Below are 20,448 nucleotides of genomic sequence, written 5' to 3'. Positions count from 1 at the left end.
TCCCGAAGCTTGTACAGGAGGCCTTTGCCAAGTTTTAAATCCTATCTGACTTGTTTGAAACGAGTTTTTTTAGCCCTTCATGCTCTACTGGCTTTGAATGAACAGGTTCTACTATTCCTTCTCTAAGATTTGTTATCTTTTTTTGAATATCATATAGGGTATCTGTCATTCTTCCGTAGTAAACTGCCTCACTAAACATCCTCATAAGCTTGTTATGTTTTTCCTTCTCAAAGCTCTCGATATTCTGATTAAATATGATCTTTAAGCCTTGGTCTACTACTTCAGTTTCATAGGAAATTGTAATTGTGTCCATCAAGGATTTGATTTGTGACTTGTAAAACTCCCCTCTTTTATACTCCAATATGGTTATATCAATACGAGTATGGGCGTCATTATCATATTTGGAATACTTCAGTCCTTTCTTAATATCTTCTACGCTTAGTTCCTTACCCGAACATTGATAAATATTAGATAAGAGATCGTTTTCAAGAAAATCATAAAAGTCTTTTTCATTTATTTTTAATATTCTTGTTAGTTTCATGGACACATTATAGCACAGCGATTGGAAAATAAAAACATTATATTCTTATTTAAATTTAATTTTCAAATAAAGAAAATTTCCATATTTAGCACTGACTATATTATACAATTAGTATATGTTTAGAAACGTATATTTTTACGAAAACGTAAAAATGTAAAATTTTATACTTTATAAATAATCAAATTATACACTATATAAAAAAAGCAATGAAATTTAATACACTAAATTATCAAATTTAAAAGTTTGCTTATTTTTATAAAAAATAAGTGTATTTTTCGAAATATACTAAATAGATACTGTATAAAAGTGTTTAAAAACGTGCATGTAATCGTTTTGACAACGGATTTTTTATACACTAAAATAAAATCAATCCAAGAACAAAATACACAATAAGGAAAAGGAGGAATATCCTGTGGATCAAGAAAACGATTTAGTATCAATGACAATTATCGCCAATTCAGGTGATGCACGTTCTTTTGCATTTCAAGCTTTGGAGGAAGCTAAGGCAGGAAACTTTGAAAAAGCAGAGGAGCTTTTAGCCAAATCTGATGTATCAGCAAGTTTAGCTCATAAAGCACAGACAGAATTATTGTTCAAAGAAGCCAATGGTTATAAGCAAGATATTAATGTATTACTTGTTCATTCTCAAGATCACTTAATGACAAGCATGCTTGCCAATGAGCTTATTAAAGAAATTATTTTATTATACAAAAACAAATAAATTAGGGGGATGGAATATATGAAAATCTTATTAGTATGTGCTGGTGGAATGTCAACAAGTATTCTAATGAAGAAAATGGAGAGCTTTTGGAAGGAAGCTGGGGAAGAGCTTAATATCAAAGCAGTTGGACTAGCTGAATATCAAGATGTATATCAAAATTATGACATTGTTTTGATGGGACCTCAAGTATCCTACCGTTTAAAGGAAGTAAAAGAAAATACAGGGCTTCCCTGCGCTGCAATTCAATCCTTTGATTACGCTGTAGCCAATTGTGCCAATATCATGAAATTAGCTCAAAAGCTATATGCCGAAAAATAATAGAATAAGGAGAGGTAATATGGAACAATTATTTGAAAGTAAATTTATGATCAAGCTACAAGACTTTGGTCAAAAACTAGGCAGTAATAAATTCCTATCTGCCTTGCAGGCTGCTATGATGTCCTTGATGGGTATCATTATGGTTGGTGCTATATCACAGATTATTTGTTCAATTGGTAGCGAAACCATGTTAAATCTATTTTCTTCAAAAAGTAAAATCTATGCAATCTTCTATTTACCTTATCAGTTTACAATGAATTCCTTATCTTTATGGGTTGTTGCATTATTTGCTTTCAACTATGCAAAAAATTTAAAAATGAAATCTCCTATTATGAATGCAGTTGATGCCTTAGTTTGTTTCTTGTTAGTAGCTGGCGCTTTAACTACAAGTGAGGCAGGAGTTACATCTATTAACATGACTTATCTCGGAGCTCAAGGTATGTTTATCGGTTTTCTTGTTGTATTTATGTCTGTTCATATTGAAAAGTTCTGTGCTGACAGAAACATACGTATCAAAATGCCAGATGTGGTTCCACCATTCTTACAAGATGGTTTTGCATCAATCTTACCATTATTATTCAGCGCTATTATTTTCTTAGGTATTTCCACCGCTGTATCAGTAGGCACAGGAGGAGCTTACAATGTTTGTTCAGGATTTATGGCATTATTAGGTGTTCCGCTAAATGCTTTAACATCTGTTCCAGGTATGTTTATACTTTGTATTTTTGGTGCACTATTATGGTGTTTTGGTATTCATGGAACTATGATTTTGGTTCCAATCATTATGCCTTTAGGTATCCAAGCAGCAGTTGCTAATGGTGCAGCTCATGCAGCTGGTAAGCCACTTGTATTCTATCCAGTAGCACTCTTTGGAGCAATGGCTATTTGTGGAGGTACAGGCAATACTTTACCTCTTGCACTTATGGGACTCCGCTCTAAATCAAAACAAATAAACGCAGTTGCAAAAATTTCCGCAGTTCCTGGATGGTTTGGAATCAACGAACCTATGACCTTTGGTATGCCAATTATGTATAATCCTATCCTTTGTATACCTTATGTATTGAACATTCCATTCGTTATGCTATGTACCTATTTAGGATATAAATTTGGTTTCTTGCAACCTGCATGGATTTCTATATCAGCTTTGCTTCCAATGGGCTTTGGCCAATATTTATCCACTCTTAGATGGCAAAATGCTATTTGGGACTATTTGATGTTAATCCCTGCTGCTATTATCTGGTACCCATTCTTTAAGATTTATGAAAAGCAATTAATTTCTAAAGAACAGGCAGCATTAGTTGAAGTATAGTAAAAATTTATAAAATTTGAATAAGTGCCAGCGAGTAGTGCTATACCACTTAAGCTACAAGATTATTTTCATAAGTCTCAATACTTTGAGCTGATAGATTTGAAAATATGTCTTTAACTATGAAGCGGTAAGTCAAAAAGCTGGTACTTTTTAAGATTACTGGACTGTTTCTGATTTATTAGGTCTATTTATATAATAAAGCAATTTAGTAAAATGATTAAAATTTAGAGATGGAGGTAAATTAAATGAAAGGTTTTCCCAAGGATTTTCTATGGGGTGGCGCAACAGCTGCCAATCAATATGAAGGGGGATGGAATGAAGGCGGAAAAGGTGTCAATACATCAGATGTAATGACTGCTGGTTCTCATACAGTTCCTCGCCGAGTAACTTATAAAAACGTAAAGACAGGTGAAACAGGCTCTCTAATTGGATTTGGCCCAAATATGAAACTTCCAGAAGATTGTATTCCTGCAGTTATAGCTGGAGAATACTATCCAAGCCATATTGCAACTGACTTCTACCATCATTATAAGGAAGATATTGCATACATGGGTGAGATGGGCTTTAAAACTTTTCGTCTAAGTATGAACTGGGCACGTATTTTCCCAAATGGTGATGATGAAGAGCCTAATGAAAATGGGCTAAAATTTTATACTGAAGTTTTCGATGAATGCGCAAAATATGGTATAGAGCCCTTAGTAACCTTATCACATTATGAAACTCCAATCAATTTAACAATTAAATATGGCGGCTGGTCAAACAGAAAATGCATAGACTTCTTTGAAACTTACGCAAAAACAGTTTTTAAGCATTATGAAGGAAAAGTTAAATATTGGCTAACCTTTAATGAGATTAACTGCATGGAGTTTGCTCCATTTGTTGCAGGTGGTCTATCTGATCCATCTCCACAAAATAAAGCTCAAGCAGCTCACAATCAATTTATAGCCAGTGCAAAGGCTGTAAAGGCAGCTCATGAAATCAATGCTGAAATAAAAGTAGGACAGATGCTAGCCTATATGCCACTATATGCTTATACCTGCGATCCTAGTGATCAGCTAATGGTTATGGAATCAGCTCAAACTAGCCTATTCTATGCTGATGTACAAACCGGTGGCCACTACCCTGCTTATAGATTGAAGAAATATGAAAGAGAAGGTATCGTACTTAATACAGAACCTGAAGACTTTGAGCTTCTAGAAAGATATCCAGCTGACTTCTTGAGTTTCTCATGTTATGGTTCCACCACTATCACAACTCATGATGACGTTAGTAAAGCTAGTGGAAACCTTATGATGGGAATCAAGAATCCATACTTAGAAACAAACGCTTGGGGCTGGGCAACTGATCCAGCTTGTTTAAGAATCGCATTGAACACATTATATGATCGCTACCACAAGCCATTATGGATTGTAGAAAATGGTATTGGCTGGGAAGATAAAAAAGAAGAAGATGGATGTGTCCATGATACTTATCGTATAGATTATTTACGTAAAAATATTGCCTCCATGAGAGATGCCATAAATCTTGATGGTGTTGATTTAATGGGCTATACCATGTGGGGTTGCATTGATTTGGTATCTGCTGGAACTGGTGAAATGAAGAAACGCTATGGTTTCATATATGTAGACCGAGATGATCAAGGAAATGGAACCTTAGATAGAAGCAAAAAAGACAGCTTCTATTGGTACAAGAATGTAATTGCAACACATGGGGAGAATATAGATTAACGAGTTCAGACTATACTAAATAATACAAATCAAAATATTCATAATAACTAACAGGAAATTGCAATTGAATATGCAGCTTCCTGTTTTAAACTGTTTACAAACAGTTTATTATAATTCTAAAAAATTGTGCTCTCATTAATTATGCTGAACACCCTGATTGGGTTATCTCTGATAAAATGGAGATCATTTGAATATATATATAAGATCAATATAATATATAGCTGCAAAAATCATATTGTCTATTTTTCTACATACTCCATATAAATATCGTACCAACCAAGATCCCACCCTTTTGTAGAGCATAGTTGATATAACTGATCCTCATCATTAATACTTATGCTCGTAATTAGGGCGTGTGTATCAGCATTCACTATTAACCCGTTCCAAATCATGTCAGATATATCTGGATACATACTTACACTTCTTATATGAGAAAACTGAGCTTTCACATTATTTAAAGATTCTCCTGTTAATTCGTCCCTTGTAATATTGTACATCTTTATCCTTTGATGTTTTAGCTTCTTTATATTTTCTTTCTTATCTTCCTTTAATCTATGCCTTATTAAATATACCTTACTACAAGAATCAATCTCATTTACAATTTCAGTTACTAAAGGCAGATATTTATTATCAGGATTATCTTCTTTTCTCCTTGTTATAATTGAAATTATGCTAGCCCAACTTACATATTCCTTTCCTCCAAAGTTTATCTTTTCCGCCTTATCAATACTTTCTAATAAATACCTTGCATCTGCTTTTGTTTTTACTCTTAGTATTACATGTAGATTGCTACAGCAAACCCACATATGTCCATAATTATCGATTCCCCCGTTTTTAATAGCATTATCAATTTTTTTAACAGTTCCTTTATCTAACTTATTTGCTCTATCTGGCAACTTAAAATCTAAATCTTTAATAGGATGTTTTATAACAACAAGTTGATTATCACTCATTCTTCACCATGTTATTATAAATGCTTACCAACTCTGCCATAGCTCTTGCGGCCCCCTCATGTTTACACACGTCAGGATGTACCTTCTTAGCTATTTCTGTATACCATTTTTTTGCAACCTCGTTATTATTATAGTGTAGTTTAGAGATCTTGAGCTTTTTCATTCTTGCTTGTCCTTCTAATTCTAATAAATAAAAAATATATCTATGTGAATCACTTTTAAAATAGCCATCATTGGAATATTGATTTGTATCTCTTAATATATCACCTTTTTCACTAACCAAGTATATTATTTTCTTTAGGTTTTCTATCTTTGCAAACTGCCCATTCCAACTGTTACTTCCCATCCTTATGAAAGTACTTAATTCTTTTATATTTGTTATTTCTTTTATATCCTTATTTATTTGCTGTTTCACAGACTTAAGCGTACCTAAGGTTTTTAATTCTTCTGCTGATTTTACTTCATACCACTTCACTTCCCCACTTCCTTCCATTGTAATTTATATGAAATAAGCCTTAGTTAAATTTATTAATATATATTAGGGCATTATGACCTCTTTTTTCAAATTATACCTATATGTTGGTAAGATATTAACTTTTATTAATTTCATTTTTAAGTCTAAATAAGCCAGCAAGTTTAGATGACTCACTTATTCATATCACTTTCTATTTACAATCCATATCCCTGTGCAGGCTAAAAGCAACGCTATAAGATTTTTTATATCGAATATCTTCTCTCTTAATAAGACAGCAGATAATATTGTTCCGAATATAGGTGTCAAAAAATTGTATACTGTGATGTTTCCTATTTTATTATATTTGTATAATGTGGACCAAAGTACTAAAGCAACAGAGGATATAAGTGACATGTATAGTAGTAAAGCTCCTGCTTTCACTGATACTATAGGAAGAGTCCTGCCACCTGATATTCCTATGAATATTAGCATTATACTTCCAAATATAAGCTGCCATGCGGTAGTAACAAATACATCATTATTTCTCACTAAACTTTTATTGTATATACTGCCAATAGAACCCATTAATGCTGAAAAGATTAAGAATCCCTCTCCCATTAACTTAAAGGAACTACTTATTCCATTTCCTTCAATATTAAGTATCACTATAGCTGAAAAACCAATAATACAGCCGATGATCTTTTTTGTAGATAGCTTATCATCCTTATATATAAAATGAACAAATATAATGTTCATAAAAGAACCTAAAGCCCCTAAGATTGAACTCTTCATTCCGCTGGTATTTGCCATACCTATGTAAAGAAAAACATATTGCATCAAAGTATATATAGCTCCTAATAGCGCAAAGCTCTTAAGATCTGATAGAGATTTAGGCATTATGCTTTTTCCCATGGATTTTTGTATTATCATGAGAATCACAGCCGCTGCTAAAAACCTGTATCCTGCAAATATTAATTTTAAAAAGCTGTCGTTAGACTGTATACTAAACACCTCATAGCCTAGCTTAATTGCAGGATATGCGCTCCCCCACAAAAATGTACATAGAATAGCAAATAAAACTATGTATTTCTTATTGGTAAATATTTTTTCTGTATTAAAATTAAACATCCTATTGATTATTCCTTTCTTATTTAAAGCTCTACAACTTATTTCTATTCTTATATATAATTCATTTAAAAGAATGAGCACTACTTATAACGCCTTTATATTATAAGTAGTGCTCTAAGTATTAATGAAGTTAACGTAGCTAATTCTTATAAGCTCCTTTTAACTTCCAATGCTGTAATATAGGTATCCTTTACGAAAACTTAATTTATGTATGTTCTATAATGCCAGCTTCTGGGGATTATCGGGCATGTATAAATTAACAGTTGAAGTTGGTTCCCTATATATACCTTATCTATAGAAATGACAAGCTACAAAATGCCCTTCTGATATTTCTTTTAACTCTGGCTCCCCATTGAAGCATTGCTCCTCACACATTGTACATCTACTAGTAAAACCGCATCCAATTAACATATTTGAAGGACTTGGTGGCTCTCCCTTTAAAATCTCAATATCAGTGAGTTTTTTCCCCTTAACTGAGAACACTGAAGCTAATAGGGCTTTGGTGTAAGGATGAACAGCCTCGGAAGTAAGTTTATCGCTGTCTATAATTTCTACAATTCGCCCGAGATACATTACGACAACTCTATGACTTATATTTTTAACTACAGCTAAATCATGTCCTATGAATATATAAGATAACCCCTTATCTTTCTGTAGACCTTTAAGAAGTTTAATAATCTGCTGTTGAATGGAAACATCTAAAGCGGAGGTAGCTTCATCACATATGATGATTTCAGGCTCTAGAGCTAAAGCTCTTGCTATAGCAACTCTCTGCTTTTGTCCTCCGCTTAATTGATGAGGATATCTTCTCATAAGCTCCTCAGTCAAGCCAACTTTTGCAAGTAGTTTTTTCATCTCACCTTGAGCCTCTTTTTTGCTCATCAGTTTAAAGTTTAATATTGGCTCCATTATAATATCTTTAACCTTCATGCGAGGATTGAAGGATTCGGCAGCCTCCTGAAATATCATCTGTATATTTTTTCGGTTTTGCCTAAGCTCTTCACCTTTCAAATTACTGATGTCTTTATCCTTATAGATTATATTTCCTAAAGTCACCTCTTCTAGTTGAGTAATAATACTGGCCAGCGTACTTTTACCGCAGCCGCTTTCACCAACAATACCTAAGCACTCACCAGGATATAAATCAAAACTTACATTATTAACTGCTGTTAATGTATTACCATCTTGTAAATTAAACTTCTTTGTGAGATTTCTTATTTTAAGTAAAGCTTCTCTCTTTTCCCTCAATATTGAATCCTCCTAGTTCTGGTACTGCAGACAATAAACTTCTTGTATATTCACTTTTAGGAAAACTTACAACCTGATCTTTAGTGCCATACTCCACTAATTCTCCCTTAAACATTACTCCAATCCTATCACACATATAGGCTGCTACCCCCATATTATGAGTAACAATAAGTATAGTTGTATCAAAACTATTTCTAAGCTCCATCATTTGCCTTACCACTTGGGCTTGGACCGTTACGTCTAAGGCACTAGTTGGTTCATCTGCTAGAAGAAGTTCAGGTTCCATGGTCATTGCCATAGCTATGGCTACTCTTTGCTTCATGCCACCACTAAGCTCAAAGGGATAGGAATTCATAATACGTCCTGCATTGGGAAGTTGCATTTTCTCAAGCATCTCTATAGCTTTAGCATAGGCCTCTGGTTTAGGTATATTATAATGACTTCTTATAGTTTCAACATATTGATCTCCTATTTTTATAATGGGTGTTAAGGACCTGCCAGCATCTTGGAATATCATTGCAATTCGATTGCCTCTTATTTGTGACCATTCCTTCTTCGAGGTCTTTAAGAGATTTTTATCTTTAAAAGCAATACTTCCTGAACTGATACTGCTTCCAATAGGAAGTATGCCTAACAAAGCACGTAATAGTGTTGACTTACCACTTCCACTTTCCCCTACTATACCTACTATTTCTTTGCGTCCAACAGACATACTTACTTCTTTAACCACTGGTTCCTGTCTACCATATTTTACAGATAGCTTATCAATTGATAGGAAGCTTTCTTCTATCATTTTTTATCTACTTTATTATCTAACATGTAGAAATCTATTGGATAAACTTCCATCCCACTGACGTTGTTTTTACTTACTCTGTTACTCATTGGCGTAACTAGGAATAGACCAGCATTATCATCTAATAAGCTTTGTTGAACTTTTGTGGCTAACTCATTTCTCTTTTTAGTATCATATTCATTCTTGAACATATCCATCATTGAATCTACAGCTGGATTGCTATATTTTCCAAAGTTTGTACTTCCACCAGTTTTAAAGTATAGCTCTAAGAAGGATTGCGGATCTCCAGTAGTTGCTGTATTTACATTGTACAAACAAAGATCAAAATCCCCACTCTTCAATATTGGATTAACAGATTCATAAGATTTTACATTAACAGCTATTCCTATGTCTTTAAGTTGTGCTTGCATAGCTTCCCCAATTACTGGAATCTCCGCACGTGTAGGGAAAACAGCAAGGTTTAAAGATAGATTTTTTCCATTCTTCTCTACTATTCCATCTCCATTTGTATCTTTATAGCCTGCATCATTTAATAGCTTAATTGCTTCTGCTTTGTTATAGTTATACCCTGTAAGGTTCTTGTTTCCAAATGGAAGTGAGCCTGGAAAAGGTCCTACTGCAGGTACCGCAGTTCCCTTAAGTAGTACTTTACTATAAGATTCTCTATCCACACCTAAAGCTATTGCCTTACGAACTGCTGGATCTTTTAGGAATTCATTTTTAAAGTTAAAGTAGGACATCACTATTCTAAGACTGCTAGTAGTGCTTATACTATATTTTGATTTATCTTCAAATAATGATAAATTATTTATGGAAACATTGTTTGCTACATCAATTTCTCCAGATTGAAGAGCCATTGAACGAGTATTATCGTCTTTAATATATTTAAAAGTAGCCTCATTTATAAGAGCTTTTCCTCCCCAGTAATCGTTATATCTATCAACAACTACTTGTGAACCATCAGTATATGATTTAAGCTTGAAAGGCCCTGTCCCTATTGGAGCTTTTGCAAATGTATCCGCAGCAGCACTGGTATCAACAATTGAATTGATAGGATCAGCTAAATTACCTAAAAGTGTTGTATGTGGTGTCTTAGTAGTTATTGTAAGATTTTGACCATCTGCTGTTATAGAGTTTACAACTAACATTTCCTGTACTCTTGGATTTGCTTTTAGCGCTCTTTCTAATGATGACTTTACAGCACTTGCAGTAAGTGTATTGCCGTTTTGGAATTTAACGCCTTCTCTAATATGAAACTGCCAAGTTAAATCGTCTACCTTCTTCCAGGTATCAGCTAATAAAGGCTGTATCTCCATATTCTTATTAAATTTAACCAAGGTTTCACCTATACCATACATAGAAACATACCAGCCATTCCATTCAAGTGCTGGATCTAAGTTAGTTTGAAAAAGATTTAACCCAACTGTAATATTCTTTGCTTCATTGGTAACAGCTTTGTCTGAAGCACTTTTACTTGTACAACCTACAAAACTGATGGATAACATAGTGATTAAGCCTAAAATTAATAACTTCTTTTTCATTTGTGAATCTCTCCTTAATAATCTTTATGTGGATCTAATATATCTCTAATTCCTTCCCCTAATAGGTTAAAGATTGTTACGGTTATAAGCATAGCAATGCCTGGGTATATCATGAGCCATGGTGCTGTTTGTATATAAGCTCTTCCTTCATTTATCATATATCCCCATTCAGGGGTAGGCGGCTGAGCGCCAAGTCCTAAAAATGAAAGAGAAGATATTTCAAGCAACATAGTTCCTATATCCATAGTGGCCATCACAATAAGGGATGGTATTATATTAGGTATTACATATCTTAAAATTATTTGATATTGTTTTGCTCCTCCCATCCTTGCCGCTTTTATATAATCTTTCTTGCTCATAGAGATTGCCAGTCCTCGACTAACCCTAGCATACTTGGCCCAATTCACTACAGCTAATGCAATAATTGTGTTTAATGAACTAGGTCCCAGCACTCCTGCAACAGCTATAGCAAAAATAATTCCCGGAAAGGCAAGAAAAACATCGCAAAATCTCATTAATACAACATCTGATATTCCCCCGAAATATCCTGCTAGTGCTCCTAATATGGTTCCAACTATAAATACCGTTATTACAAGAATAAAGGTCATCTTAAAAGAATTAAGTGCTCCATATAAAATTCTAGAAAACAAATCTCTACCTAATTGGTCAGTACCTAATAAAAATATAGAGTTTCCAGCTTTAAGCGAATTACTCATATCTATTTTAAGAGGATCAAAAGGGGCTATATATGGTGCAAGTACGCTGACTAACATAAGTATCAGCGCTAATATACAATAAACCACAAAGGCTTTATTCTTTTGAAAAATTAACATAATTTCTTTCAAGTCAAAACCTCTTTTCTAAACGAATACGTGGATCTAAAATATAATAAGAAATATCCACTAGCATGTTAATTAACATATAAATAACTGTCATCCATACAACGTAGCCTTGTATTAGTGGGTAGTCTCTATTAAATATAGCCTCTATAGCTAACTTGCCTACTCCAGGCCAAGAAAAGATAGTTTCTACAATAACTGCTCCTCCCAGTAATACCCCAAAGGATACCCCCAGTAAAGTAATAATAGAAAACAGCGAACTTCTCAAAACATGTTTTAAAATTATTGCTCTACCTTTAATACCTCTAGCCATGGCACCAATTACATACTCTTGTGATATCTCTTCTAATATGGCTGTTCTTATCTGCCTTGTATACCTTGATGCTAATAAAGTGGTCATGGCGGCCGAAGGTAATATAATACTTGTCCACTGTGAATTTCCCATTACAGGCAGCACTTTAAGCTTAAGTGCAAAAATGTACATAAGTATTAACCCAATCCAAGGGGCCGGCAGCGATATTCCTAAAAATGATATGCCCCTGATTATATTATCTAACAGCTTGTTTTTGTATAGAGCTGATACTATTCCTAATGGTAATGCTATGATTATAGTCATTAAAATCGTTACACCAGCAAGCTTAAAGGTGGCTGGTAAAGTTAATAATATCAAGTCTAATACAGGTTTATTATATTTATATGAACTTCCAAAATCACCGCTAATCATACCAGTAAGCCAGTGAATATATTGAGCTATAAAGGGCTTATTTAATCCCATACCTTCTCTTACCTTTTGTATAAGTTCTGGAGAAGGCGTAACGCCTGTTGCACTAAGCATCAGTTCTGCTGGATCCCCCGGTGAAAGATATGTCAACATAAAAGTTAAAAACGTAATCCCCAACAATACAGGTATTACATAGAGCAACCTTTTTATTATGTACTTTAGCAATTTATTTTTATCACCCTCTCTTTTAATACCTCTAATATGTTCAGCGCTGTAACTTATTGAAATTAATTATCAACAGATTATGATTATCATTTATTATAATATATTAAGTTTTATATAATAGCAACATATTTTTAGCCAATTTAATGAAATATGTAATACACTGCCCTAATAATCCTTTATATTCCTATGGGCTAAAACGCTATCTATTGCTAAGTGCCAAGTTGTTTTTGTTCTTACATAAATGTATCAATTGAAAGAAAAATATATGGATCAGTAAAAGCAACATTAATAGTTAAAGCAGTTTTTAGTATCCTTAGTAGATTTTTACACAAAAAAATAGTCTGAGTAGAATTCACTCAGACTTTCTAGTATCTCGCTATAATCATTTTTAATTTCAATTTACCAAAGCATTTACTTGCTTCATAAACATCATGATTACATGGAGGCTCAACGGGATTCAATATTTCTATTACAAACTTAGCAAAACCGCAGTCCTCTATGTATTGTAAATCATTTAATTTGGATGCTTTGTTACAGCACTGAAGATAAATATTCAAATCGTCAAAGCGGCTTTCTTCATAGCTTCTGCTCATCATCTCTTGCCAATACTCTATGCTAATGTCAGCTCCACAATGTGGACATTTAACTAACTCAAAATTACTGCCACAATCAATGAATGTTGTATTTTCAAAGCTCTGCCAGGATATATTATCAGCTTTAACATATGTTTTTAATATATTTACTGCGCCATTAATATCTCTAATGTTACTCGGAAAAAAACTATGACTTTCTGGTATTATTTTATATATGGTGTCTGCCAATATAATCTCCTCCTAAAAAACAATTATTTACTTTACTTAACACCCTATGTTGGTTATCTTCTTCTATATCTTTATTAATCAGTGTATGTTATTTCATTATCCATCCATTAACCCTAGCCAACCCTTGAAGATACTTTTGATCCTCTTGATCTATACCTGCGTTGGCAAATTTTTTAGCTTGTATTATTTTTCTATTCTTCACTTCTAAGGTTATATAGCTTTTACCTTCATCATCTTTATATCGTATGAATACTATTAGCGTTTCTCCAGAGGCCATAATTTCTGCATAACTTAGTACGCAATGTCTTTGATTATTAGCTTCCTCAGTAAACGCCTCCACAGATCCTGGAATTACAGCTATGTATTTGTCACCATATTGCTGCAGGGTGCTATTATTCTGTATATTTCCTAGTTGTTGATCTATAACCTCATTCTTGATTATCTTGTATCTTGCATGTAGTTCGTTGTGCCTTTCTACTAACCTTCTGCCATAAGGTTTAAATTCTAAGTTTCCTGTCTTGCTCATTCTTACACTATCTACTAAAAAATTCAGGAAGCTTTCCCTAGATAAATCTTCTTCTCTCATTATCTCTTCAGCATATTTATTTAGTCTACTGCTTGTATACCCATTTGATAAAAGGTATTTCAGCTTATCTAAATCTTGAACTCTAAACATGCCTTTCTCACCTGATACCAATGTTTTGAAATCATTAAGATTATTGTCTATGAAAAACCTCTGGAGTAGAAGAATCTTATACTCATCCATTTTCTCTTCTCTTATTTGATTTATAACTACTTTAGGTACACCAATCATTTCACTTAGTGAAAGAGCCTTTTTATTAATTCTGACACTACTTTCAAGCATATGTATATTAACTATAAAATTATCCTTATAAAGGTAGCTAAGACCTTCTTTAATAAAAAATTCTAAGTACGGTCTGTCAATCAAAGCTTTTAAAACTTGATCATAATTTGAAGAATTATAAAAATTGCTAAGTTCTTTAAGCATAGTACCATAGTTTGGATAAATATTATTAGCACTACAGTATTCCTCTAGTTGGTTGCCTATATCCTTCATGGTTCTTAAGGTGATATTTTTAAAAAACTCATTCGCTCCTATTACTACTGAGTCTCCAAGCTGGTTGATACTAATATAAACATTGTTATCAAGATCAACAAGTAAATATTCATTCTCTTGTCTGAGTCTTACTTTATCCAACCTTTTCCTTTTCCAGTCAATCGGTGCATAAAATTTTTGCTTTACAATAATAAAACCATCATCTGTTATGTAATCCAGCCCCTCATATACTAACAATTCACCCTCAAAGCCCTCTTCATCGAAAACCCAAAGTCGCTGGCCACAACTACAATTTAAAGAATTACCAAGACCATCAAAGCTGAGTTCTGAAAAATCAAGTTTTTTACCACAACTACACTTAATTTTTTCTGAATATAAGTCTGTTATTATATTTCCTTCTCCAATACTGTCTCTAATATTTCCAATCTCCATTTTAAGTCCTCCAATATTATAAAAAATCAAGCAGTGGCAACAATTCCTTTTAAGCATTATGGTGTTTCATCTTTATATTATAATTGCATCAAGGTTTATTTTCCATAATTATAGGAACTTCCCCTTTGTAATTAAACTCTTACAAGTTTATACATTGTAACATTAAAGTATAGAAAAACTTAAAAATAAAAAATAAATGTTGGAACAAGCCTTGATTTAAAGCTATAATTTGCAGCCAACTTATCCCAATACAATCCTTTTAGATATATTTTTATTAAATATATCTTATAAAGGATTAATAACCTGAAAAACATTCTCTATCTTAATTTAAGAAATATATGATAAACTTGTATTAGGTAAAACTTGCTAGACGATGTTGTTTTGTAGTTAAGCTTATTTTATAGTACGGAGATGATAGTAATGAAAAAGCTAATAAAGGTTGTTGGGGCCATCATAGAGAATGAAGACCATGAGATACTTTGTGCTCTTCGCTCACCTAATATGAATATGCCAAATCTTTGGGAGTTTCCTGGTGGTAAACTAGAAAACGGTGAAAACTTTAAAGAAGCTATTGAAAGAGAAATCCGGGAGGAATTAGATTGTGGTGTTGAATTCTTAGAGATTTTCAATGACAATACTCATGAATACGATCCTTTTATTGTTAACCTTATTACTGTAAAATGCAAACTGGTTTCTGGAACCCCTAAAGCAAGCGAACATTCTAAACTCATATGGCTTAAGAGAGAAAATCTTATTTCTCTAAGATGGGCTCCCGCTGACATTCCTGCAGTAGAGCAGTTGATACTGGAAAAGGCATAGCAAATTTTTTTGCCACACCTTTTTCATTTTCATTTACAACTTTTTCTTACTCATTAAACAAGAATACCTTTTGATAAATGCTATATATTACTTTCGTACTCCATTTTTGTCTATATTTATACCAGGAAGACTTATTCCATTCTTATCAATCTTTACTCCTGGCATGCTTATACCATCTTTATCAATTTTCATTCCTGGAGCACTTATGCCATTACTATCAATCTTCATATCTGGAGTACTTATTCCATCTTCATCAATCTTCACATCTGGAGTAACTATTTCCTTTTCATTTATATTTACTTCTGGAGTACTTATTGTATTTGAATCCACATTAACCTGCTGTGAACTAGTAGAATTATCATCACTTCCTACTGATGCCTTACTAATACCATCTTTGCCAATATCAATCCCTTCACCGTGAATACCAGATTTGTCAATTTGCATTCTACCGACATTAACTTTATTATTATATCTATTAGAAATACGGTTCACTGAAACCAGCGAATTAGCTAACATAAAAATTAATAGTAATCCTGCTGCTAAGGAAAATCCTCCGATTAAAACCCTTGTGCCGTTATCGTATTTACTAGTAGAATTGCCTGAACTTAGTTTCTTTTCTCTATATTCACTTAATGAATTTTCATTTGGATCAATTAATTTATTAGTTTTACTTATTATTTGTTTTGACCTTATATTATAACTTTCTGCAATTTCATTTGGATTGCCAAGCTCTAAACAAATTTCTTCTTCTGTCTTACCATTTTCTTTTCCTATACTAAAATGCTCTTCATAGTCATATAGTATATCTCTACGATCTGCTTCTGGCACTTTATTTAAAGCCCTTTCCATAGCCCTCATAAAATCTTTCTTATTCATTTCTAAATCCCCTTTATTATATTATTAACTCCCTCTACAAATTCAACCCATTCATTTAATAATTCTTCTTTAGTTTCTTCGCCGAGCTTTGTTAGTCTATAATACTTTCTTGGAGGTCCTTCTTGAGATTCCTTCAAGTAGGATTCTAAAAATCCTTCATTATTCATTCTCCTCAATACAGGATAAATAGTTCCATCAGAAATTGCTATATTTTTTGATATCTCATTAACTAGCTCATAGCCATAGCAATCTCTTTCAGAAAGCATAGATAGAACACATAACTCTAATATTCCTTTTTTAAGTTGAGTATTCATTTAGTTTTGTCTTTCCTTTTTCTGTATACTTTATCTACAGTATATCACCCAGTACTATTCATTACAAGATACTAGATATAAAATTTTACCGATTACTATACTTTATGCGTGATATTTTATTTCAAACCTATAAATTGAAAACTCAATTATCTTCAAAATAAAACAAAGTAATAACAATTCTCAAATCTTCATCAAGTAGATTAACAGCCTGTTGTATCTCAATATTGCTGTAATCATCTCTTACACCAATATTAACATTCACTTGCTCCATAGGCACAATTCTTTTGTATTTTCTTAGTATGGATCTACACTCATTTATCAATATTTTTATAAGCCAGGTTTTAAAAAACTCGTTCTTTCGCAAGTAAATTATTCCCTCATAAGCTTTTATTATTGTATTTTGTATTGCATCCTCTATATCCTGTTTTTCTGTAAGCATGGTAAGTGCTACTCTATATAAAGAAACCTTATATTCCTCTATTAATCTACCAAAAGCCTCTTTATCCCCCTTCTTCGCCAGCCTCACATCTAACTCTGAAGTTTCTGTTTCTCTTATCGTTGAGATAAATTCCAAATTATCTCCTCCTCACTGCTTTGTAAAAGTCTTAGCTAAGTACTCTTATATAGGTTAGATGCACTAATTGCATGAAATGTTCAAATTAATTTTTATTCTCTAAAATAATTTATATCTCGATTATAACACCCACTTTTTAAAGTCACCATCGATAAGTGTAGTTATATATGTTTCAGTACCTATATGAATGTATTTAAAAAATGTTGGTAAACATCTTTTTACTTATTAAATGGTTGTTACGCTTATACTGTTCTACATAAAATCACTATGTTTTCATTAAGTAAAAGCAGCTAAACCTACTAAAATCTGATATGTATTTATGTGTATAGTCCTTTATGTTTTTACTGTATATACGACTGTATTAAATTATTGTTGCTGATAGTTTATAAAAACAGCTAGTCCTATTTTTGCATTAGGCTTATTACTTAAGTTAGTATAAATTCATTTTTTATTATTAGCTAATTTTACTCTTAAATTATGCTTTGGTATAAAAATACTATAACTGTAATATGTAGAACTTTGATTATATAAATTACTAACTAAAATAGTGTTGCTTTTTATTATAATTGGTAAAGTATTACACACATTTATTTAATACATTCACATATAGAGTTAAAATTATATCTTCCCCCCTATATTGATTACTCGTTATACTCTCAAATCCTATTCTTAAAAACTTATGTTGTGAATCTCGAATATATCTTTAGAAAAATTTTAAATACAAAAAAAGCCGCTGAAGCTTTTCAGTGACTTTTTGATCATCTAGCAAAAGGTTTTATGCTTTCCTTAACAGAAAAAGAATATTCCTATTTGCTATGAACTCACTTATTAAAGAAAATAAGACTCCTTAAAAACTTTTATGATGAATAAGTTCTTTGTTTAATAGTATTTCTTACTTCTTCTTGGGTTAGACCGCTAATATTTATTATAGGAACCTTTGTTGATGTATCGCTAATGCCCATTAAATCTGTATTGTGACCTGCAGTCAGTATTGCATCGAATCTATCTAAATCAGTAGCACTACTTTCAAGATCATCACTTAGAATTTCTACAGAGAAACCTTTAGACATAAGATATCCTGCAATCATTGATGCTCCTCTTTCCACTCCAATCTTTTTCATATGTTATCACCTCATGTTTATTTTTTAATAGTTTTGCTTAAAATTATATTATCTATTCAGTTCATATTTATTGTTCAGTCTCTTTAGTTATAAATCTTACAAAAATCAGCATAGTGAAGGATAGTATATACATAAGAGCTGCAAGAGCAGTGGCTTTACTTAAATCTGTCTGCATATAGGAATAAATTTGGAGAGGAATAGTTCTTGTAATTCCTTGAACATTGCCAGCGAACATCATAGTTGCACCGAATTCGCCTAAAGCCCTTATCCATGCTAGAATAAGTCCAGAAATTATGTACTTTTTTATCATTGGTATTATTATATAGAACATGGTCTTTCGTTTTCCTGCACCAAAGACATAGCTTGCTTCAAATAGCTCTAGAGGCACTTCATTTAAAGCATTGCTTACAATTCTAATGTAATAAGATGAGGAAACAAATAGTTGAGCGATAACCACTGCTGCTTGAGTAAATACTATAGGAAATCCGTAGGAATTAGCCAGTCTTCCTATTATTCCACTTTGTCCAAATGTCATAAGTAATCCCAATCCAGCAACTGCTGGAGGAAATACGATTGGTATCTCGATGAGTATGTCTAATATTTTATAAAGCACCTGATTTTTAATCTGATGAAGATAAAATACAGTGGTTGTTCCTAATAGAAATATTAAAAATAAGGACAAAAATGATGTTTGTAAGCTAAGGAGAATACAACTCTTCGTATCTTCTTGCTTTAATATATCTATTAAGCCCGTAAATCCTGAATATTTTAGAAGTGATAGTGCTGGGAGTGATAATGCTATTATGAATCCAAACACAAGTATAATTGTAATAACTGAGAATATTTCATTACTAGTGTTAAGGAGTATTTTATTAAATCCCAATTCACTACATTCTTTTGAGTTTACCTTAGCTTTACTTTCCACCATAACTATTGCCCCCTATATCATTTTGAATATACCACCTGATGCTTATTACTATCTTTATCTCCAAATGCTACAAACCCAATCATTATTTGTCTGTATCAAAGCCGTATTTATATAAAATAGATTTTCCTTCTTTGCTATTTACATAATCCACAAAATCTTCTGCTTCAGAACTGTTTTTTGAACTCTTAATTGTACCTATAGGGTACTCTACATTAAGTTTCGAAAATTCATCTATTTTGATCATATCTAAATCTTTCTTATTAGCTTCAGTTATATCACTTTTGTATACTATTCCAACATCTCCATCGCCTAGTTGAACCTTTGCTACTATGTCTTTAACATTTAACTCTTGACTCTTTACATTCTTTAATATTTTATCCTTCTCATCAGCTTTGAGCATTCCTCCCTTTACAGCAGAATCAAGGGCTGTGTAAAAATAACTTCCGCAGGGAACTGACTTATCACCTACAATAATCTTAACCCCATCCTTATCGAGATCTTTTAACGCATTTATATCTTTAGAAGACCTTTTACTTTTGCAAACTACTAATGTATTTTTGGTAAAGATATTACTTTTAGCTATCAGATTTTCTTTGGTCAAGTCATCCATGTATTTTTTATTGGCTGAGGCAAATACATCTGCTCCAGCTCCTGCTTTTATAGAACTTGCAAGATCTTGACTTCCTGCAAAGTTGAATTTAATTTTTATATTTTTTTGCTTTTCAAAGTTTTTTGCCATCTCTGTAAAAGACTCTGTTAAACTAGCTGCTGCAAACACTGTTATTTCTTTTTTTTCTGGAGCTGCTGCTTTAGTTTCCTTTTCTTTTGCTGCACAGCCTACGGCACTTAAGGCGACCAATACTGTTAAAATCGGTATTAATATCTTTTTATATTTCATCTCTCCACATCCTTTGATATTATATAATTAGCTCCACTTAATATTTATCTGATATAATATTTTCTATAT

Annotated in this window: 22 protein-coding genes; 5 read left to right on the top strand and 17 right to left on the bottom strand. The window is 32.6% G+C overall.

Features of this window, described 5'->3' with window-relative positions; genetic code table 11:
* Positions 1–34: 34 nt before the first annotated feature.
* Positions 35–541 (bottom strand): DUF3284 domain-containing protein, encoded by a 507-nt coding sequence (locus GXK57_RS12240; protein WP_160676447.1) that lies wholly within the window; start codon positions 539–541, stop codon positions 35–37.
* 412 nt (positions 542–953) lie between these two features.
* Between GXK57_RS12240 and GXK57_RS12235 the strand changes: the two genes are divergently transcribed.
* The 4 genes from GXK57_RS12235 to GXK57_RS12220 all read left to right on the top strand — a co-directional run bounded on the left by GXK57_RS12235 (position 954) and on the right by GXK57_RS12220 (position 4,616).
* On the top strand, positions 954–1,262 hold the full coding sequence (locus tag GXK57_RS12235; RefSeq protein ID WP_160676444.1) for a PTS lactose/cellobiose transporter subunit IIA: 309 nt from the start codon (positions 954–956) through the stop codon (positions 1,260–1,262).
* An 18-nt stretch (positions 1,263–1,280) separates the two neighbouring features.
* Positions 1,281–1,580 (top strand): PTS sugar transporter subunit IIB, encoded by a 300-nt coding sequence (locus GXK57_RS12230; RefSeq protein ID WP_160676441.1) that lies wholly within the window; start codon positions 1,281–1,283, stop codon positions 1,578–1,580.
* Positions 1,581–1,599: 19 nt separating this feature from the next.
* The gene (locus tag GXK57_RS12225) at positions 1,600–2,889 is read left to right on the top strand and encodes a PTS transporter subunit EIIC (protein ID WP_160676439.1); all 1,290 of its coding nucleotides are present in this window, start codon (positions 1,600–1,602) and stop codon (positions 2,887–2,889) included.
* Between the two features lie 245 nt (positions 2,890–3,134).
* A complete protein-coding gene (locus GXK57_RS12220) occupies positions 3,135–4,616 on the top strand; it encodes a family 1 glycosylhydrolase (RefSeq protein ID WP_160676437.1) in 1,482 nt (493 codons plus the stop codon).
* Positions 4,617–4,855: 239 nt separating this feature from the next.
* On the opposite strand, the gene GXK57_RS12215 is transcribed toward GXK57_RS12220, so the two are convergent.
* From GXK57_RS12215 to GXK57_RS12170, 10 genes are all read right to left on the bottom strand, one after another.
* Positions 4,856–5,569 (bottom strand): hypothetical protein, encoded by a 714-nt coding sequence (locus GXK57_RS12215; RefSeq protein WP_160676435.1) that lies wholly within the window; start codon positions 5,567–5,569, stop codon positions 4,856–4,858.
* Positions 5,562–6,044: a hypothetical protein gene (locus GXK57_RS12210; RefSeq protein WP_160676433.1), complete on the bottom strand. Its 483-nt coding sequence runs from the start codon at positions 6,042–6,044 to the stop codon at positions 5,562–5,564. Before GXK57_RS12210 ends, GXK57_RS12215 begins: the two co-directional genes overlap by 8 nt.
* 183 nt (positions 6,045–6,227) lie before the next feature.
* The gene (locus GXK57_RS12205) at positions 6,228–7,151 is read right to left on the bottom strand and encodes a DMT family transporter (protein WP_160676431.1); all 924 of its coding nucleotides are present in this window, start codon (positions 7,149–7,151) and stop codon (positions 6,228–6,230) included.
* A gap of 288 nt (positions 7,152–7,439) precedes the next feature.
* A complete protein-coding gene (locus GXK57_RS12200) occupies positions 7,440–8,399 on the bottom strand; it encodes an ABC transporter ATP-binding protein (RefSeq protein ID WP_160676429.1) in 960 nt (319 codons plus the stop codon).
* Positions 8,371–9,192 carry an ABC transporter ATP-binding protein gene (locus tag GXK57_RS12195; protein WP_160676427.1) on the bottom strand — a complete coding sequence of 274 codons (822 nt, stop codon included), beginning with the start codon at positions 9,190–9,192 and terminating at the stop codon, positions 8,371–8,373. Before GXK57_RS12195 ends, GXK57_RS12200 begins: the two co-directional genes overlap by 29 nt.
* Positions 9,189–10,733, bottom strand: coding sequence for an ABC transporter substrate-binding protein (locus GXK57_RS12190; RefSeq protein ID WP_160676425.1), 1,545 nt, complete (start codon positions 10,731–10,733; stop codon positions 9,189–9,191). The genes GXK57_RS12195 and GXK57_RS12190 overlap by 4 nt, the downstream gene beginning before the upstream one ends.
* 14 nt (positions 10,734–10,747) lie before the next feature.
* A complete protein-coding gene (gene nikC, locus GXK57_RS12185; RefSeq protein ID WP_160676424.1) occupies positions 10,748–11,578 on the bottom strand; it encodes a nickel transporter permease in 831 nt (276 codons plus the stop codon).
* Between the two features lies 1 nt (position 11,579).
* The gene (nikB, locus tag GXK57_RS12180; RefSeq protein ID WP_160676422.1) at positions 11,580–12,518 is read right to left on the bottom strand and encodes a nickel ABC transporter permease; all 939 of its coding nucleotides are present in this window, start codon (positions 12,516–12,518) and stop codon (positions 11,580–11,582) included.
* Between the two features lie 365 nt (positions 12,519–12,883).
* On the bottom strand, positions 12,884–13,339 hold the full coding sequence (locus GXK57_RS12175) for a hypothetical protein (RefSeq protein ID WP_160676419.1): 456 nt from the start codon (positions 13,337–13,339) through the stop codon (positions 12,884–12,886).
* An 88-nt stretch (positions 13,340–13,427) separates the two neighbouring features.
* The gene (locus GXK57_RS12170; RefSeq protein ID WP_160676416.1) at positions 13,428–14,849 is read right to left on the bottom strand and encodes a PcfJ domain-containing protein; all 1,422 of its coding nucleotides are present in this window, start codon (positions 14,847–14,849) and stop codon (positions 13,428–13,430) included.
* A 420-nt stretch (positions 14,850–15,269) separates the two neighbouring features.
* Here GXK57_RS12170 and GXK57_RS12165 point away from each other — a divergent pair, with 420 nt between their 5' ends.
* Positions 15,270–15,668 carry a (deoxy)nucleoside triphosphate pyrophosphohydrolase gene (locus GXK57_RS12165; RefSeq protein ID WP_160676413.1) on the top strand — a complete coding sequence of 133 codons (399 nt, stop codon included), beginning with the start codon at positions 15,270–15,272 and terminating at the stop codon, positions 15,666–15,668.
* An 87-nt stretch (positions 15,669–15,755) separates the two neighbouring features.
* On the opposite strand, the gene GXK57_RS12160 is transcribed toward GXK57_RS12165, so the two are convergent.
* The 6 genes from GXK57_RS12160 to modA all read right to left on the bottom strand — a co-directional run bounded on the left by GXK57_RS12160 (position 15,756) and on the right by modA (position 20,379).
* The gene (locus GXK57_RS12160) at positions 15,756–16,544 is read right to left on the bottom strand and encodes a DUF1700 domain-containing protein (RefSeq protein ID WP_160676410.1); all 789 of its coding nucleotides are present in this window, start codon (positions 16,542–16,544) and stop codon (positions 15,756–15,758) included.
* Positions 16,545–16,546: 2 nt separating this feature from the next.
* Positions 16,547–16,858, bottom strand: a complete 312-nt coding sequence (locus tag GXK57_RS12155; RefSeq protein ID WP_160676407.1) for a PadR family transcriptional regulator — start codon at positions 16,856–16,858, stop codon at positions 16,547–16,549.
* A 142-nt stretch (positions 16,859–17,000) separates the two neighbouring features.
* The gene (locus tag GXK57_RS12150) at positions 17,001–17,432 is read right to left on the bottom strand and encodes a sigma-70 family RNA polymerase sigma factor (protein ID WP_160676404.1); all 432 of its coding nucleotides are present in this window, start codon (positions 17,430–17,432) and stop codon (positions 17,001–17,003) included.
* Between the two features lie 857 nt (positions 17,433–18,289).
* Positions 18,290–18,553 carry a YkuS family protein gene (locus GXK57_RS12145; protein WP_160676401.1) on the bottom strand — a complete coding sequence of 88 codons (264 nt, stop codon included), beginning with the start codon at positions 18,551–18,553 and terminating at the stop codon, positions 18,290–18,292.
* Between the two features lie 67 nt (positions 18,554–18,620).
* Positions 18,621–19,481, bottom strand: coding sequence for an ABC transporter permease (locus GXK57_RS12140; protein ID WP_160676398.1), 861 nt, complete (start codon positions 19,479–19,481; stop codon positions 18,621–18,623).
* 82 nt (positions 19,482–19,563) lie between these two features.
* The gene (gene modA, locus GXK57_RS12135; protein WP_160676395.1) at positions 19,564–20,379 is read right to left on the bottom strand and encodes a molybdate ABC transporter substrate-binding protein; all 816 of its coding nucleotides are present in this window, start codon (positions 20,377–20,379) and stop codon (positions 19,564–19,566) included.
* Between the last annotated feature and the right edge of the window lie 69 nt (positions 20,380–20,448).

The organism is Clostridium sp. C8-1-8 (assembly GCF_009928445.1).
Taxonomy (GTDB): Bacteria; Bacillota; Clostridia; order Clostridiales; family Clostridiaceae; genus Clostridium_AR.
The sequence above is the reverse complement of the archived record's forward strand: the minus strand, read 5'-3'. Positions and strand labels throughout refer to the sequence as shown.